Raw genomic sequence first — 16,433 nt, 5'->3', positions numbered from 1 at the left:
AAGGTGTGTCAGGTCCGGGGTGACTCACGACCTGAGGTGCATGGCATGGGCAGTGGTACGGAAGGGACGCGCGGCGGCTGGAGCAGGCGCCGGTTCGTCGGCGCGGCGGCGGGCGTGGGCGCGGTGGTCGCGGTCCCGGCGCCGGCGGCGCCCCTCGCGGAGCGGTCCCGCCGGGCGGCGCGCCCGGCGGCCGGCACCCCGGCGCGGACTCCCTCGGCGCCCCGCCCGCTCTACCTCGGCACCTACACCTCCGTGGACGGCGGCGGCACCGGCATCGGCCTCGCCGCCTACGATCCCGTGACCGGCGCGATCACGGGCAGCGGCACGCTCACCGGGGTCGCCGACCCGTCGTACCTCGCGGTCCACCCGGACGGCCGCACGCTGTACGCGGTGAACGAGCGCACGGACGGAAGCGTGACCGCCGTACGCCTGGCGGACCGGAGGATCCTGGGCAGCCGGAGCACGGGCGGGGCGGGCCCGTGCCATGTCTCGGTCCATCCGACCGGCCGCTGGCTGCTGAGCGCCAACTACACCTCGGGCAGTGTGGCCGTGCACCCGATCGACGCCTCGGGCGCCCTCGGCGAGCGCACCGCTCTGGTGACGCACTCGAGTCCGGCCCCCGGGCCCGGTCAACAGGGCCCGCACGCCCACCAGTTCATCACCAGCCCGGACGGCGGTCATGTGCTCGCCGTGGACCTCGGCACCGACACGGTCTACAGCTACCGCCTCGATGCCGCCCGGGGCACGCTCACCGAGGCCGCCCAGGCGCACACGAAGCCGGGGGCGGGCCCGCGTCACCTGACCTTCCACCCGGGCGGCCGGTACGCGTACCTGGCGAACGAGGTGGGGAACACGGTCGCGGTCTGCGGCTACGACCCGGCCGGCGGCCGGCTGACGATCGGCGATCCGCAGTCCACCGGCAGCACGGCCGGTACCACCAACTACCCGGCCCAGTTCCTGGTCACCGCGGACGGCGCCTTCGCCTACCTGGCCAACCGGGGCGACAACACCCTTGCGCGGTACGCGGTCGAGGCCGCCGGGGCCCGGCTGCGGCTGCTGGACACGGTGCCGGTGCACGGGGACTTCCCGCGGCAGATCGCCTTCTCCCCCGACGGCCGGCTGCTGTTCGCGGCCGACCAGCGGTCCGGCACCGTGAGCGTCTTCACCGTCGATCCGGACAGCGGTGAACTCCGGCTCGCGGGCGAGCCGTTCGCCTCACCGGTCGCCGTCTGCGCGCTGCCGCTGTAGCGTCCGCGGGCAGGAGGCCGCCGCGCTCGCCCGGGCGAGCAGGGCGTGCATGCGCTCGGTGAGCTGGGAGACGTCGTCGGCGGGCGCGTGGAAGACGAGCCGTACGTCGCCGTGCGCGCGGGTGCGTTCGATGCGCAGGGTCAGTCCGTGCCGGTCCACGGCGAGCGGCTGGACCCGGGTCGCGGCGTGCAGGCTCTCGGGCTCGACGAGCCGGGTGAGCCGCTCGACGGCGTCCGGGTGGGAGTCGGCGAGGTGGGTGAGCAGTCCGGCCTCGGCGCCGGCCAGCGGGTCCGGCCGGGCGGCGGCGAACTCGTCGCGGTCGACGACCACGGCGCCGGAGGGCCGGCGCAGCACCACCCGGGTGGGGTGGAAGACGAGGTGTTCGTCGGCGGGGCGGAACCAGCCGGCCATCCAGAGCCGGGCCCTGATCCGGCTCCGCACCGGGACCGGCGCCACGTCGGCGAACTCCAGCACCGCGGACGGCTCACCGCGCGGGGCGCAGATCGCGGCCGTGAGCAGGGCGCTGTCCTCGGGTACGTGCAGCAGCACCCGGCCGTCGTCCGCGACGGTGTGCGCGCCGACGTACTCCTCGCGTCCGCCGTCCGCCGTCACCATGCACGACCACGCGACGGCCAGCAGGGACCGGGCCTGCTCCGCCGCACCGGGTCCGGCCGCCCAGGCTGCCTGTTCGTCACCCATCCCGAAACCTCCTTAGGTAAGCCTCACCTAACTTATCGAAGATCGGGGAGTACGCCAAGCACGGGATGCGTCACGTAGGTGAAAAACAGGGCGGGGCAGGAATCCTGACGGTCAGGAGATGACGCCCAGCAGGGCCCGCGCGCACAGGTCCCGCACCTGCTCCCGCGTCAGTTCCTCGGTGCGCAGCCACTCCAGGCAGACGTGCGTGGTGAAGGCGAGCCAGCCGCGCACCGCCAGCCTGGTGTCGGGGCGCCGCCCGAGGGCGGGGCCGAACTCCGGGTCGGCGGCGAGGGTGGCGAGGATCTGGCGCTCCTGGGCCGCCTGGGCCTGCCGGTAGACGCGGCGCACGGCCTGGTCGCCGGAGGCCTCCGCACGGTGGAAGGCGCGGAAACCGTGCGCGTGGGTGTGGACGTAGTCGAGGTAGACGTCGAGGCCCGCGGTGAGCTGCTCACGGGCGGACACACCGGGCTCTGCCGCCGTCATCCGCAGCATCCGCTCGCTCTCACGCGCCACGACCGCCGCGAAGAAATCTCGTTTCGTCGGAAAATAGTGGTACAGCAGACCCCGGGAGACCCCCGCGATCTCGGCGACCTGCTCGATCCACACGTCGTCGTACGGGCTCTCCGAGAAGAGCCTGGCCCCGACCGAGAGGAGTTGCTCACGGCGCTCCGCGGTGCTGAGTCTGCGGCGGCTGCGCTCACCCTGGTTCGGGACCATGTCCGCACTTTACTTGACGTGAGTTCAACAACGGGACGAGACTGAAACCGCTTATTGAACCCACGTACAACGAGATCGACGTGCCGCAGCATCGAGGGAGATCGCGTCATGGCGGAGACGGCCACACAGCCGGGGGCAGGGACGGGCGGCCCGTTGCCGAAGGGGTTCCGGGGCGCCGAGCAGGGCTGGCCCGAGCTGCACCGCATCCCGCACCCGCCGCGCCGGCTGCCGTTCCTCGGCGACGTCCTCGGGGTCGACCGGCGCACCCCGCTCCAGGACTCGATGCGGATCGGCGGGCAGCTGGGCCCGATCTTCCGGCGCAAGGCGTTCGGCAACGAGTTCGTGTTCGTGGCGGGCGCCGAACCGGCCGCCGACATGGCCGACGAATCGCGGTTCGCCAAGCACGTGGGGCTCGGGGTGGCCAATCTCCGCCCGGTCGCCGGGGACGGCCTGTTCACGGCCTACAACCACGAGCCGAACTGGCAGCTGGCGCACGACGTGCTGGCCCCGGGCTTCAGCCGGGAGGCCATGGAGGGCTACCACGCGATGATGCTGGCGGTGGCCGGGCGGCTGACCGACCACTGGGACCGGGAGCTGACGGCCGGCCGCTGGGTGGACGTGCCCGGCGACATGACCAAGCTGACCCTGGAGACGATCGCCCGCACCGGGTTCGGCCACGACTTCGGCTCGTTCGAGCGGGACCGGCCGCACCCCTTCGTCACCGCGATGATCGGCACGCTCACCTACGCGCAGCGCCTGAACAGCGTGCCCGGGCCGCTGGCCCCGCTGATGCTGCGGCAGGCCGCCCGGCGCAACGCGGCCGACATCGACTTCCTCAACCGCACCGTCGACGGCCTGGTCGCCGAGCGGCGCCGGACCGGCCGCGCGGAGGGCGACCTGCTCGACCGGATGCTGGAGACGGCCCACCCGGAGACCGGTGAGCGGCTGTCCGCCGAGAACGTCCGGCGGCAGGTGATCACCTTCCTGGTGGCCGGCCACGAGACCACCTCGGGCGCGCTCTCCTTCGCCCTGCACTACCTCGCCCTGCACCCGGAGATCGCCGCCCGGGCCGCCGCGGAGGTGGACCGCGTATGGGGCGACACGCCGGCGCCCGGCTACGACCAGGTGGCCAGACTGCGATACGTGCGCCGGGTGCTGGACGAGTCGCTGCGGCTGTGGCCGACGGCTCCCGCCTTCGCCCGCGAGGCCCGCGAGGACACCGTGCTGGCCGGCGGGCACCCGATGCGCCGGGGCGCCTGGGCGCTGGTCCTGACGCCGATGCTGCACCGGGACCCCGGGGTGTGGGGCCCGGACGCCGAGAGCTTCGACCCGGACCGGTTCGAGGCCAAGGCGGCCCGCGGCCGGGCCCCGCACACCTTCAAGCCCTTCGGCACGGGGGCACGCGCCTGCATCGGCCGCCAGTTCGCGCTGCACGAGGCGACCCTGGTCCTCGGCCTGCTGCTGCGCCGCTACGGCCTCGGCGCCGACCCCGACTACCGGCTGCGGGTGACCGAGCGGCTCACGCTGATGCCGGAAGGACTGCGGCTGCGGCTGGAGCGGCGCACGCCCGCCCCGGCGCCGGTGACCGTGCCGGAGGCGCCCACGTCAGAGGGCGGCGGCTGTCCAGTGCACCGGCCGGGTGACTGACGCCGGCAGCCGCGTCCCCGCGTCGCCCCGGGCCGCGTCGAGCTGGGGCTGGGTCAGGAAGAAGGCACCCGTGAGGTCCGCGTCGCGAAGGTCGGCGTCCCGCAGGTCGGCGCCGATCAGGTCCGCGTGCCGCAGATCGGCCCCGGTGAGGTCGGCGGCGATCAGGTAGGCGCCGCGCAGGCTCGCCCCGCGCAGGTCGGCGCCCCGGAGCCGGGCGCCCATCAGGTCGGCGCCCCGCCGGTCCTTCTTCCGGCCGCGCACCCCCGCCCGGGCCAGCTCGCTCGTCCGCAGGAGCAGCACGTCGACCTCCCGCCGCTGCGCGGCCACGTCCAGGGCGGCCAGCTCCTCGGGCGTACCGAGAGCCAGTTCCCCGGTCTTCCGCAGCGCGGTGCGCAGATCGGCGTGGACGGGGCGGGCGGCGGCCAGGCCGAGAGCCTCCGTCAGGTACCAGAGCAGTTCGTGCAGCTGCCGTACGACCAGGAACGCGTCGAACATCCGGCGGGCCTCCGCGCCGGACCCGCCACGCCAGTCCCGGCCGTCGAAGGTGACCTGCGAGACCTGCTGCCCGGCGCCGAAGCAGTCGTAGACCGTGCAGCCGTTGAACCCCTTCTGCCGCAGTTCGGCGTGGATGCCGCAGCGGTGGTCGCCACCGAGGTTGCGGCAGGGCGTTCCGGCGGGCTTGGCGAAGGCGAAGTCCGCCGACGCGGCGAACGGCAGGGCGACACAGCAGAGCCCGAAACAGCGGGCGCAGTCCCCGCTCAACCGGGCCCGTTCGGATATCTGTTCTGACACCCGGTCAGCCTACTGAGCGGCGAAGACCTCCTCGTCCGAATTTCTCAGCCGGGCCGCGTCCGCCCCCGGCGGCCGGCCGAACTGCCGCCGGTACTCGCGGCTGAACTGGGAGGCGCTGTCGTAGCCGACCGCGTACCCCACGTCGGACACGTCGTCGGTGCTGCTCATCAGGCGCAGCCGGGCCTCCTGGAGCCGGATGTGCTTCTGGTACTGGATCGGGGTCATCGCGGTGACCGCGCGGAAGTGCCGGTGGAACGGGGAGGCGCTCATCCCGGAGAGCCGGGCCAGCTCCTCGACGCGCAGGGCGTCGGTGTAGTGCTCGCGGATGTGGCGGACGGCCCGCCCGATCTGGGTGAGCCTGCTGTCGGCGAGCCCGATCTGCCGGACCAGCGTGCCCTGCTCGCCGGTGATCAGCCGCCACAGGATCTCCCGCTCGATCATCGGGGCGAGCACCGGGATGTCGGCGGGCCGGTCGAGCAGCCGGACCATCCGCAGGGCGGCGTCGAGCAGGTCGGCGGGCGCCTCGCCGACCGCGAGCGCGGGCAGACCGGTGCGGCGGCGCGCACCGGCCGCGCGGGGGTCGGTGCCGGTCTCCAGGAGCAGCGCCGCGATGCGCGCGGGCCGCAGCCGGAGGCCGAACCCCAGGAACGGCGTCTCGGGGGTGGCCCGGGTGCACTGCCCGCTGACCGGCAGGTCGACCGAGACGACCAGGTACTCGCCCACCTCGTAGTCGTAGATCCGGCCGCCCAGCGTCAGCCGTTTGGCGCCCTGGGCGACCAGGGCGAGGACGGGGTCCACGACGCCCGAGCGCGGCCCGGTGGGCCGTTCGGCGCGGGTCAGCAGGAGGCCGTCGATCGCGGGGACGGCGTCGGCGTCGCGCGGGGCGTGCCGGTCGATCAGGGAGCGCAGTTCGTCGAGGGACACGCTCCCGATTGAAACGCCGGCCGGGGACGGCCGCAACGCCCTTCCCCGGAAACGCGACAGGATCGTGCAAGCCTGCGATGCGATCGCCCTAACGTTCTCGCAGCTCAGCCTGGTTTGCTCAAGGAGCCGGATTCCCCACGCATCTTCCACGGAGCATTTCATGGCACTCGACTCGTACGTCGGTCTCGGCCGGTCCGGGCTCAAGGTGAGCCCCTTCTGCCTCGGCGCGATGAACTTCGGCGAGGACGGCGGCTTCGGCTGCTCGGTCGAGGAGTCGGAGAAGATCCTCCAGACCTATCTCGACCTCGGCGGCAACTTCGTCGACACCGCGAACTTCTACACCAACGGCCACTCCGAGGCGATCCTCGGCGACTTCCTCGCCGCCCGCCCGGGCCGCCGCGACCGCCTGGTGCTGGCCACCAAGTTCTTCGGCAACCTGCACCTCGGCGACCCCAACGGCGGCGGCGCCGGCCGCAAGGCGATCGTCGGCCAGCTGGAGGACTCGCTGCGCCGCCTGCGCACCGACTACGTCGACCTGTACTGGCTGCACAACCACGACCGGTCCACGCCCGTCGAGGAGACCCTGCGCACCCTGGACGACCTGGTGACGGCCGGCAAGATCCGGTACGTCGGCTTCTCCGACACCCCGGCCTGGTTCACCGCCAAGGCCCACACCACGGCCCTGCTGCGCGGCTGGACCCCGGTGACCGCGCTCCAGATGGAGTACTCGCTGCTGGAGCGCACCATCGAGGGCGAGCTGATCCCGCTCGCGCAGGACGCCGGGATGGGGATGCTGCCCTGGTCCCCGCTCAAGAGCGGCTTCCTCTCCGGGAAGTACCGCAGGGACCGGTCCGCACCGGCCGAGGCGAAGCGGGCGGCCGTCCTCGGGCAGCCGACCGACGAGCAGTTCACCGTGATCGAGACGCTCGCCGCGGTCGCCGCGGAGACCGGTGCGAGCCCGGCCGCCGTGGCCCTCTCCTGGGTGCAGAACCGCCCCGGCGTCACCTCCACCCTGATCGGCCCCCGCACCCACGCCCATCTGGAGGCCAACGTCGCCGCTCTCGACGTCCGCCTGACCCCGGAGCAGACGGCCCGCCTCGACGAGGTGTCCGCCCCGGCCCTCGGCTTCCCCCACGACCTGAACCACCGCGTCGGCGCCATGCTCAAGTACGCGGGCGCCACGGTCGACGGGGTACCGAGCGCGGTGTATCCACCGCTGCTGGCGAACACCGCCCGCTACTGACCGGGGCCTTGGTCCCTCAGCCCCCGTCCGTCGGCTGCTCACGGCGCGCCGTCCGGGAGCGGAGCGTGTCGAGGCAGATCAGGCCTCGTCCGCTGCCAGGGCCAGCAGGCGGTCCAGCACCCGCGGGGCGCCGACGCGCAGGCCGTCGTGCTCGAACTCGTCGGTGACCCAGGTGCGCAGGCCCTTCACGGCCCGGGCGGTCGCCAGCGAGTGCGCCGTGTCGACGTACATGTCGTCGTGGTAGACGGCGGCGACGACCGGGACCTCGTTGGCGGCCAGCCGCGCCGGGTCGTACAGCGGCTGCCAGTCGGTGCGGGCGGCGACCAGGTCGGCCGCCGCCTTCAGAGGCCGCAGGGCCGGGTCGGTCTCGAACATCCAGGGGTGCACGGTCTCGCCGGTGAACAGCACCGGCGCGTCGCCCGCGAGCGCCTTGGCGGCGTCGAACTGCGGGAACTCGGCACGGACCCGTTCGGCCGCCCAGGCGGTGGGGCGGGCGTCCTGGCCGTAGGTCGGCTCGTGGACCAGGGCGTACAGCGGGTTGCTCGCGTACGACAGCAGGCCCTGGACCTGCTCCTGGAAGGCGTCGGAGAGTTCGAGGCCGGAGGGGGCGCGGACGAAGGCGTCCTCCAGGAGGAAGTGCAGGCGGTGGCTGCCGTCGCCGGTGCCCAGCATCAGGCCGAGGGACTGGAAGGCCTCGACGGTGAGCCGGTAGCCGTTCGGCAGCAGGGTCTCGTGCTCCAGGAGGTGCTCGGCGATCCGGCGGGTCCGCTCGACGTCCTGCGGGTAGCGGTCGTAGTGCGCGGCGACCTTGCGCTCGATGCGCGGGTAGGCGGCGCGGTAGACGTCGTCCGCGTGCGCGTCCAGGGAGGGCAGGCCGCCGGTGATCACGGAGGTCTTCAGGCCCTCGGGGAAGAACGACAGGTAGGTGACGGTGCAGAAGCCGCCGAAGCTCTGGCCGAGCGTCGTCCAGGGTGCGCCGCCGGTGACCTGCGGGCGGATCGCCTCGCAGTCCCGGACGATCGAGTCGGCGCGGAAGAGGGCGAGGTGGTCGGCCTGGGCGGCCGGGCCGCCGCGGTGCGGGAGGGTCTGCCGGTTGACCGGGGTGGAGCGGCCGGTGCCGCGCTGGTCGAGGAGCAGGACGCGGTAGTCGTCCAGGGCCCGGTCGAGCCAGGCCTGCCGCCCGACGAAACGATTCGCCCCGAATCCGGGACCACCCTGCAGATACAGCAGCCAGGGCAGCTCCTGGCCCGCCTTGTCGCTCGCCACCGCCTCCCGGGCGTACAGCTCGATGGTCTCACCCTCCGGGTCCGCGTGGTCGAGGGGGACGGTGAAGCGGCGGTCGGTGAGGACGACGCCGGGCTGGCGGTAGCTGAGGCTCAACGGTTCTCCCGGGACGGACGGACGGTCGCGTCCCAGTTCAGCACACGTCCCGGGCGGATCCGCCCCCGGGATCATGAAATCGTTACTGAATAACCGATCAGCGACCGGCGAGGCTGGAGCGCCGCACCACCAGTTCCGGCTGGAGCACCACCCGGCGGTGCTCGTGCGCCGACTGTCCGTCCCGCTCCTCGGTCTCCTCCAGGAGGAGGTCCGCGGCCATGGCCCCCATGGTGACGGCGGGCTGGCGGACCGAGGTCAGCGGTACGGCGGCAGCGGCGGCGAACTCGATGTCGTCGTAGCCGACGATCGCGAGGTCGTCCGGGACGACCACCCCTGCCGCGTACATGGCCTGCAGGACGCCCAGGGCGAGGAGGTCGTTGGCGCAGAACACGGCGGTGGGCCGGTCGGCCAGGCCGAGCAGGCGGGCACCCGCGTCCCGCCCGGCGGCCACGTCGAGCCGCTCGGTCGGCAGCTCGCGCAGCGCGTCGGGGCCGAGCCCGGCCTCGGCGAGGGCGTTCAGGGCCCCGGTGCGGCGGTCCCGGACCTGGTTGAACCCGGGCGGCCCGCTGACGTACGCGATCGAGCGGTGCCCGGCGTCGACCAGGTGGCGCACGGCCAGCGCCCCGCCCGCCACGTCGTCGACGCTGACCGAGCACTCCGTGGTGCCCTCGGCGACCCGGTCGACCAGCACGAAGGGGATGCCGTGCCGGCGGAAGGTCTCGATGTTGCGGCCGGTGGCGTCCGCCGGGGTCAGCAGGACGCCCCGCACCCGCTGCTCGGCGAAGAGCGAGAGGTACTCGGCCTCCTCGCCGGCGTTCTGCGCGCTGTTGCAGACCATCACGCCGAGCCCGGCGTCCCGGGCCGCCCGCTCGGCGCCCCGGGCCACGTCCACGAAGAAGGGGTTGCCCATGTCGAGGACGAGCAGGCCCATGATCCGGCTGCGGCCCGCGCGCAGCTGGCGCGCGGACTCGCTGCGGACGTAGCCGAGCCGGTCGATCGCCGACTGCACCCGGGCCCGGGTCTCGCCGGCGACGGTGTCCGGGCGGTTGATGACGTTCGAGACCGTGCCCACCGAGACTCCGGCGGCGCGGGCGACGTCCTTGATACCCACCGACTGGGCCATCGGTCGAGACCTCCAGGAAACATGGACGGCGCCTTCACAGCACGGAAGGGCCCATCGGGAAGGACTTCACATTACGGCATGACTCGCACACCGGTCCGGGTCAGCCGGGCAGCGCGAAGTCGACGACATGGAGCGCGGAGGGGGTCGTACCGCTCGACGTCTCCTGGTACATGAACGACAGCACGTTGTCGGCCTTGACCCGCAGCTCGTCGATGACGACCTCGCCGAAGGCGTTCAGGTCGCCGCCGTCGTACAGCAACGCCCAGTCGGAGTAACCGGAGGCCTTGGACGCCCCGGCGATCCTGCCGTAGGGAAGGACGGCGTAGGCGTTGTCGTACCTGTCCAGGACCAGCTTGGTGCGCTGACTGGAGTTCAGGGCGACCGGGATCTCGGTCTTCTGCCAGGTGCCGGCGGAGTTCTTGCGGAGATGGAAGGCGCGGCCGTTGGCGGTGCGGTCGCTGACGTAGTTCGTGGTGCACTGGCCGAAGCGACCGGGGACATAGCTGATGATCGCGTGCGGGAGGCCGGCGGAGTCCGTCCACTGGCTCTCCTGGTTCATCAGGGAGTGGTCCGGGTTGAGCGAGTCGACGACCAGCCCGGAGTCGGCGACGGCGACGGTGTCCGCGCTGCCGGTGGTGGCGACCAGGGCACCGGCGTCGTTGCGCCAGGTACGGCCCCGGTCGGTGGAGTACACGTAGCCGGTGTCGTGGTTGGTGATGCCCCCGCTGTTGCACATCACGGCCGCCGACTGCTCACGCCAGGTGAAGAAGGCGTGCAGCCGCCCGTCGACGTCGTAGTCGATGCCGTGCAGGTACATGTTGCGGGCCGTCGACGACCCGTGCGTGCTCGTGTACGTCCCGGTGGAGCTGCTCCACTCCCCCAGCACGGTCCAGCTCGAACCGTCGTACTCCGCGAGGGCGTTACGGCCGTTCCCGGAGATCCCCACCCGGTAGCTGAGCTGGAGCCTGCCCTCGGGCGTGGAGACGAACTGCGGGTAGGTGAACTGCGAGGTCGGCGACACCCCGTCGAGCGAGGTCTGTACGGCGCCGAAGACGCCCGAGGTCCAGGCCGTGGAGCCGGGATCGTCCAGCAGCCCGGCGACCGACTTCACGTAGAAGAAGCCGTCGCTGTGCGAGTCCATGTTGATGTGGAGCCGCCCGTCGACCTTCGAGACGCCCATGGAGATGACGTTGTGCGAGTCGCTGGACTTCAGCTGGTGGGCGAGGGTCACGGTCGACCAGGACGAACCGCCGAGCACCCGGCGCCCGATCACCGCGGCACCGGTCGAGGTGTACCAGCCGGCGTACTGGTAGCCCTTGTAGGTGAACAGGCCGTTCTTCTGGAAGGAGTTGTTGTTGACCAGGCCGTCGTAGGAGACGAAGTAGACGGCCTGGGCGTCGAGTTGTGTGGTCTGCTGCTTGTTCACCGAAGGTCCGGGGTCGGCCGCGCGGGCGGTGCCGGCGGCGAGGGCGGGGGTGGCCACGGCGCCGAGGAGGGCGGCCCCCAGCACGGTACGTCTTTTCACGAGCGGCTCCTGTCGTGATTCAGGCGAGGTGGAACACTTCGGTGAGCGGTTTCATCGCCTCGTCGGGGCGGGCGCCGTCGAGGGATTCGAAGAAGGGGCCCATCTCGGCCTGCCAGCGGGCGTTGACCTCGGTGGCCTCCATGCCGGCGAGGGCGGCGTCGAAGTCCTCGGTCTCCAGATAGCCGACCAGCAGGCCGTCGTCGCGCAGGAAGAGCGAGTAGTTGTGCCAGCCGGTGGCGGAGAGCGCTTCGCGCATCTCCGGCCACACGGCGGCATGGCGTGCGCGGTACTCGGCGAGGCGGTCCTGCCGGACCTTGAGGAGGAAACAGACGCGCTGCATAAGTACCGCTCCCGCGCTAGAAGTTGAACTGGTCGATGTTCTTCGCGTCGAACACGGTCGGCTTGCCGAGGTTGATCACGCCGTCCTTGTCGATGGTGTACGTGGTGTCGCCGGCCTTGAAGGTCTCGCCCTCCTTGCCGGTGATCTGCCCGGAGGCCAGCGCGACGGCGGTACGGGCGGCGAGGTCGCCGAGCTTGGCCGGGTCCCACAGCTCGAAGGCGTCGACGGTGCCGTTCTTCACGTACTGGCGCATGTCGTTGGGCGTGCCGAGGCCGGTCAGCTTGACCTTGCCCTTGTACTTGGAGCCGGACAGGTACTGGGCCGCCGCCTTGATGCCTACGGTGGTCGGGGAGATGATCCCCTTCAGGTCCGGGTACTGCTGGAGCAGGCCCTGGGTCTGCTGGAAGGACTGCTGGGCGTCGTCGTTGCCGTAGGCGACCTTGACCAGCTTGACGTTCTTGTACTTCGGGTCCTTCAGCTCCTCCTTCATGAACCCGATCCAGGTGTTCTGGTTGGTCGCGGTCTGCGCGGCGCTCAGGATCGCGATCTCGCCCTTGTACCCGATCTGTTCGGCGAGCAGCTGCACCTCGGTACGGCCGAGGTCCTCGGCGCTGGCCTGCGAGACGAAGGCGTTGCGGCAGCCGGCGTTGGTGTCGGAGTCGTAGGTCACGACCTTGATCCCGCTGCTCATGGCCTGCTTCAGCGCGGTGCACAGCGCCCCCGGGTCCTGCGCGGACACGGCCATCGCGTTCACCTGCTGCTGGGTGAGCGTGTTGACGTACGACACCTGCCCCGAGGTGTCCGTCGCGCTGGACGGCCCGACCTCCTTGTACTTGCTGCCCAGCTCGGTGAGCGCCTTCTCGCCGCCCTTGTCGGCGGAGGTGAAGTAGGGGTTGTTGACCTGCTTGGGCAGGAACCCGACCGTGAGGCCCTTCTTCAGCGCGGCGTTCGGATCGGCCTTGGCGGTCGAGGTCGCGGCCGACGTCTCGTCACTGCCGGAGTTGTTCTTGGTGGTACCACCACAGGCGGTGGCGGCGAGAGCGAGAGAGGAGACGGCGGCGAGGGTCACACAGGCACGCCGGAGGGATGACTTACGCATGACGGTTCCTTTTGAAGTAACGGCTCTGGAAGGCGCCCCCTCTTGGGGGCGCGGGACTGCGTTGGATGTGCGACTCCGCCGCGCGGGCGCGACCAGCCACACACGGCCCGCAGTATTCACACGGCCTTGGCACCCCTGTGCCGGGCAAGCGAGATCTGCCGGGCAACCCGGGGCCCAAGCACCGAGACGACAAGCAACACACCGGTCACGACGATCTGAGACTGCGCGGAGACATTGAGCAGGCTCATCACGTTCTGCAACGCCCCGAGCAGGAACACCCCGGCGATCGCGCCGCCCAACGTGCCCTTGCCCCCGTCGAAGTCGATCCCCCCGAGCAACACCGCGGCCACCACGCTCAGTTCGAGCCCCGTGGCGTTGTCGTACCGCGCACTCGCATAGTGCAGGGCCCAGAAGATCCCCGTCAGGGAGGCCATGAACCCGGTGGCGACGAACAGGATCAGCTTGTTGCGCCTGACGCGGATCCCCGCGAACCGCGCCGCCTCCTCGCTCGCCCCCACCGCGAACAGCGACCGCCCGAACGGCGTGGCGTGCAGCACCACCACGGCGATCGCCAGCAGCACCAGGAACGGCAGGAACGCCCGCGGCAGGAACGTGCCGCCGAGCCGCCCCGCCGCGAAGTCCAGGTACTGCGTCGGGAAGTCGGTGACGGCATCCGAGCCGAGCACGATCTGGGCGATGCCCCGGTAGGCCGCGAGCGTGCCGATGGTGACGGCCAGCGACGGCAGGCCCAGCCGGGTCACCAGCAGCCCGTTGACCAGCCCGCACAGGACACCGAGCAGCAGGCACAACGGGATGATCGTCTCGATCGCCATCCCCTCGTTCCACAGCCGGCCCATGACGGCGCCCGAGAGCCCGGCGGTCGACGCGACCGAGAGGTCGATCTCGCCGGCGACGACCAGCAGGGTCATCGGCAGCGCGATGAGCGCGATGGGCAGCGTGTTGCCGATCAGGAACGACAGGTTGAGCGAGTTCCCGAAGCCGTCGACGAAGCCGAACGACAGCAGCAGGAGGACGATCAGCAGCGCGCCGACGACCGTGTCCCAGCGGACCGCGCGGGTCAGGGAGTCAGGCATGGCGGGTGCTCCTCTTCTTCAGGGCGGAGGCCACCCGCAGCGCGACGATCCGGTCGACGGCGATGGCGAGCAGCAGCAGGAAGCCGTTGATGGCGAGGACCCACACGGAGCTGACCCCGAGGGCCGGCAGCACGCTGTTGACGGACGTCAGCAGCAGAGCGCCCAGCGCGGCGCCGTACACGCTGCCGGAGCCGCCGGTGAAGACGACGCCGCCGACCACCACGGCGCTGACGACGGTCAGTTCGTAGCCGTTGCCGGTGCCGGAGTCGACGTTCCCGAACCGGGCCAGGTACATCGCCCCGGCGAGGCCCGCGAGGGCGCCGCAGCAGGTGTACGCGGTGAGGATCCGCTTGCGGACCGGGATGCCGGCCAGCCGGGCGGCCTCGGGGTTGGAGCCGAGGGCGTACAACTCCCGTCCGCTGCCGAAGTGTTTGAGGTAGTAGGCGGTGGCGACCAGCACCGCGAGGGCGATCAGGGCCAGCCAGGGGATCGCCGCCAGGCCGCCGGAGCCGAAGTCGACGAAGGAGCCGGGGAGGTCGGCGGCGGTGATCTGCCGGGAGCCGACCCAGATGGAGTCGACGCCCCGGATGATGTACAGCGTGCCGAGGGTGACGACGAGCGCGGGGACCTGGCCGAGGCTGACCAGCAGCCCGTTGAGCAGTCCGCAGCCGATGCCGAGGAGCACGGCGAGCAGGATGGCGACGACCGTGCTGCCGCCGCCGTGCAGGTAGTCGCCGGCCGCGAAGGCGGTGATGCCGAGGGTGGAGCCGACGGACAGGTCGACGTTCCTCGTGATCACCACCAGGGACTGGCCGGTGGCGACCAGCACCAGGATGGTGGCGTTGAGCAGCAGGTCCTTGATGCCCTGCTCGGAGAGGAACTCGCTGTTGCCGGCCTGGGTGACGGCGATCATCACCAGGAAGACGACGAGGATGGCGAGTTCGCGCATCTTGAAGACGCGGTCGACGAGCCGGGTCCCGGCGGACTCGGGCGTCTCGGCGACGGGGGTCGGTTCGGAGGTGGTCACCGTCATGCGGCGGCCCTCCCCGTGGCTGCGGCCATCACGGTTTCCTCGCTGGCTTCGGAGCGCGGGATCTCGGCGGTGATCCGGCCCTCGTGCATCACCAGCACGCGGTCGGCCATGCCGAGGATCTCGGGCAGGTCGGAGGAGATCATCAGGACGGCGACCCCGTCGGCGGCCAACTCGCCCAGGAGCCGGTGGACTTCGGCCTTCGTGCCGACGTCGATGCCACGGGTCGGCTCGTCGACGATCAGTACCCTGGGCCCGGTCGCCAGCCATTTGGCGAGGACGACCTTCTGCTGGTTGCCGCCGGAGAGGGTGGAGACGGCGTCGGCGATCCTGGCGTACTTCACCTGGAGCCTGACCGCCCAGTCGAGGGAGCGGCTGCGTTCGGCGCCCCGGTCGACGAGGCCCGCCCTGACGGTCGTCCGCAGTCCGGTCAGGCCGATGTTCCGCTCGATGGACATGTCCATCACGAGGCCCTGGGCGCGCCGGTCCTCGGGGACGAGGGCGAGGCCGGCGGACATCGCGACGGAGGGTGCGCCGTTGGTCAGTTTCCGTCCCCTGACCTCGACTTCACCGGCGTCCCAGCGGTCGACGCCGAAGACGGCGCGGGCGACCTCGGTGCGGCCGGCGCCGACCAGACCGGCGAGGCCGACGATCTCGCCCGACCGGACCTCGAAGGAGACGTCCGTGAAGACGCCCTCGCGGGTCAGCCGCCGTACGCTCAGGGCGACTTCGCCGGGGCGGACGTCCTGCTTGGGATACAGCTCGTCCAGGTCCCGGCCGACCATCCGGCGTACCAGGTCGTCCTCGGTCATGCCCTCGACGAGCTCGCTGGAGATCCAGGCGCCGTCCCGGAGGGTGGTGACGCGCCGGCAGATCTGGAAGATCTCCTCCAGGCGGTGCGAGATGAACAGCACGGCGGCGCCCTGGTCGCGCAGGGTGCGGACCACGCCGAAGAGGCGGGCCACCTCGCTGCCGGTGAGGGCGGCCGTCGGCTCGTCCATGATCAGGACCCGGGCGTCGAAGGAGAGCGCCTTGGCGATCTCCACGATCTGCTGGTCGGCGATGGACAGGCCGCGGGCGGGGCGGTCGGGGTCGAGGGCGACGCCGAGCCGCTTCATCAGGGCGGCGGTGGCCGCCCGGGTGGCCTTGTGGTCGATCCGGCCGAGCGCGCGCCGGGGTTGCCGGCCCATGAAGATGTTCTCGGCGATCGACAGGTCGGGAAAGAGCGTGGGCTCCTGGTAGATCACGGCGATTCCGGCGTCGCGGGCGTCGCCGGGGCCGTGGAAGACGACGGGCCCGCCGTCGAGCAGCACCTGTCCGGTGTCCGGTCGGTGCACTCCGGCGAGAGTCTTGATCAGCGTCGACTTGCCCGCGCCGTTCTCCCCGGCGAGGGCGTGCACCTCGCCGGGGAACAGCTCCAGGGAGACGTCCCGCAGGGCGCGCACGGCGCCGAAGGACTTGGAGACGTCCTTCAGCGCCAGCACCGGGGCCGGTCCCGTGTCGGACGGGTGGGTCATGAGGGCTCCTCGACGACACCGGCGAGCCGGTGGGCACCGGACCTCACGGCGTCGT

General features: G+C 71.8%; 15 protein-coding genes. 3 read left to right on the top strand and 12 right to left on the bottom strand.

The window, feature by feature from the left end; genetic code table 11:
• The first annotated feature begins 45 nt into the window (after positions 1 to 45).
• Positions 46 to 1,248 carry a lactonase family protein gene (locus tag AB0D74_RS33340; protein ID WP_362595276.1) on the top strand — a complete coding sequence of 401 codons (1,203 nt, stop codon included), beginning with the start codon at positions 46 to 48 and terminating at the stop codon, positions 1,246 to 1,248.
• On the opposite strand, the gene AB0D74_RS33335 is transcribed toward AB0D74_RS33340, so the two are convergent.
• Both AB0D74_RS33335 and AB0D74_RS33330 read right to left on the bottom strand, forming a co-directional pair.
• A complete protein-coding gene (locus tag AB0D74_RS33335) occupies positions 1,216 to 1,947 on the bottom strand; it encodes a DUF2470 domain-containing protein (RefSeq protein WP_362595274.1) in 732 nt (243 codons plus the stop codon). The two genes, AB0D74_RS33340 and AB0D74_RS33335, sit on opposite strands and share 33 nt — an antisense overlap.
• A gap of 111 nt (positions 1,948 to 2,058) precedes the next feature.
• Positions 2,059 to 2,664, bottom strand: a complete 606-nt coding sequence (locus tag AB0D74_RS33330) for a TetR/AcrR family transcriptional regulator (protein WP_362595272.1) — start codon at positions 2,662 to 2,664, stop codon at positions 2,059 to 2,061.
• A 108-nt stretch (positions 2,665 to 2,772) separates the two neighbouring features.
• On the opposite strand from AB0D74_RS33330, the gene AB0D74_RS33325 reads away from it, so the two are divergent.
• Positions 2,773 to 4,311 (top strand): cytochrome P450, encoded by a 1,539-nt coding sequence (locus tag AB0D74_RS33325; protein ID WP_362595270.1) that lies wholly within the window; start codon positions 2,773 to 2,775, stop codon positions 4,309 to 4,311.
• On the opposite strand, the gene AB0D74_RS33320 is transcribed toward AB0D74_RS33325, so the two are convergent.
• Together AB0D74_RS33320 and AB0D74_RS33315 are read right to left on the bottom strand one after the other, a co-directional pair.
• Positions 4,270 to 5,103, bottom strand: a complete 834-nt coding sequence (locus tag AB0D74_RS33320) for a pentapeptide repeat-containing protein (protein WP_362595268.1) — start codon at positions 5,101 to 5,103, stop codon at positions 4,270 to 4,272. The two genes, AB0D74_RS33325 and AB0D74_RS33320, sit on opposite strands and share 42 nt — an antisense overlap.
• A gap of 9 nt (positions 5,104 to 5,112) precedes the next feature.
• Positions 5,113 to 6,027, bottom strand: coding sequence for an AraC family transcriptional regulator (locus tag AB0D74_RS33315; RefSeq protein WP_362595266.1), 915 nt, complete (start codon positions 6,025 to 6,027; stop codon positions 5,113 to 5,115).
• A 160-nt stretch (positions 6,028 to 6,187) separates the two neighbouring features.
• On the opposite strand from AB0D74_RS33315, the gene AB0D74_RS33310 reads away from it, so the two are divergent.
• Positions 6,188 to 7,270 (top strand): aldo/keto reductase, encoded by a 1,083-nt coding sequence (locus tag AB0D74_RS33310; RefSeq protein WP_362595264.1) that lies wholly within the window; start codon positions 6,188 to 6,190, stop codon positions 7,268 to 7,270.
• Positions 7,271 to 7,348: 78 nt separating this feature from the next.
• On the opposite strand, the gene AB0D74_RS33305 is transcribed toward AB0D74_RS33310, so the two are convergent.
• The 8 genes from AB0D74_RS33305 to AB0D74_RS33270 all read right to left on the bottom strand — a co-directional run bounded on the left by AB0D74_RS33305 (position 7,349) and on the right by AB0D74_RS33270 (position 16,378).
• Positions 7,349 to 8,650, bottom strand: a complete 1,302-nt coding sequence (locus tag AB0D74_RS33305) for an alpha/beta fold hydrolase (RefSeq protein ID WP_362595262.1) — start codon at positions 8,648 to 8,650, stop codon at positions 7,349 to 7,351.
• A gap of 97 nt (positions 8,651 to 8,747) precedes the next feature.
• Positions 8,748 to 9,773, bottom strand: coding sequence for a LacI family DNA-binding transcriptional regulator (locus AB0D74_RS33300; RefSeq protein ID WP_362595260.1), 1,026 nt, complete (start codon positions 9,771 to 9,773; stop codon positions 8,748 to 8,750).
• A 100-nt stretch (positions 9,774 to 9,873) separates the two neighbouring features.
• Positions 9,874 to 11,298 (bottom strand): BNR repeat-containing protein, encoded by a 1,425-nt coding sequence (locus AB0D74_RS33295; RefSeq protein ID WP_362595258.1) that lies wholly within the window; start codon positions 11,296 to 11,298, stop codon positions 9,874 to 9,876.
• Between the two features lie 19 nt (positions 11,299 to 11,317).
• Positions 11,318 to 11,638 carry an L-rhamnose mutarotase gene (locus tag AB0D74_RS33290; protein ID WP_362595256.1) on the bottom strand — a complete coding sequence of 107 codons (321 nt, stop codon included), beginning with the start codon at positions 11,636 to 11,638 and terminating at the stop codon, positions 11,318 to 11,320.
• A 16-nt stretch (positions 11,639 to 11,654) separates the two neighbouring features.
• On the bottom strand, positions 11,655 to 12,737 hold the full coding sequence (gene rhaS, locus AB0D74_RS33285; protein ID WP_362595254.1) for a rhamnose ABC transporter substrate-binding protein: 1,083 nt from the start codon (positions 12,735 to 12,737) through the stop codon (positions 11,655 to 11,657).
• Positions 12,738 to 12,853: 116 nt separating this feature from the next.
• Entirely contained in the window at positions 12,854 to 13,831 is a 978-nt protein-coding gene (locus tag AB0D74_RS33280; protein ID WP_362595252.1) for an ABC transporter permease, read from the bottom strand.
• The gene (locus AB0D74_RS33275) at positions 13,824 to 14,864 is read right to left on the bottom strand and encodes an ABC transporter permease (RefSeq protein ID WP_362595250.1); all 1,041 of its coding nucleotides are present in this window, start codon (positions 14,862 to 14,864) and stop codon (positions 13,824 to 13,826) included. Before AB0D74_RS33275 ends, AB0D74_RS33280 begins: the two co-directional genes overlap by 8 nt.
• Positions 14,861 to 16,378 (bottom strand): sugar ABC transporter ATP-binding protein, encoded by a 1,518-nt coding sequence (locus AB0D74_RS33270; RefSeq protein WP_362595248.1) that lies wholly within the window; start codon positions 16,376 to 16,378, stop codon positions 14,861 to 14,863. The genes AB0D74_RS33275 and AB0D74_RS33270 overlap by 4 nt, the downstream gene beginning before the upstream one ends.
• Positions 16,379 to 16,433 lie beyond the last annotated feature (55 nt).

Origin of the sequence: Streptomyces sp. NPDC048278 (assembly GCF_040652195.1) — a bacterium.
Taxonomy (GTDB): Bacteria; Actinomycetota; Actinomycetes; order Streptomycetales; family Streptomycetaceae; genus Streptomyces.
Note: the sequence above shows the minus strand (reverse complement) of the source record. Positions and strands in the feature narration are given on the sequence as shown.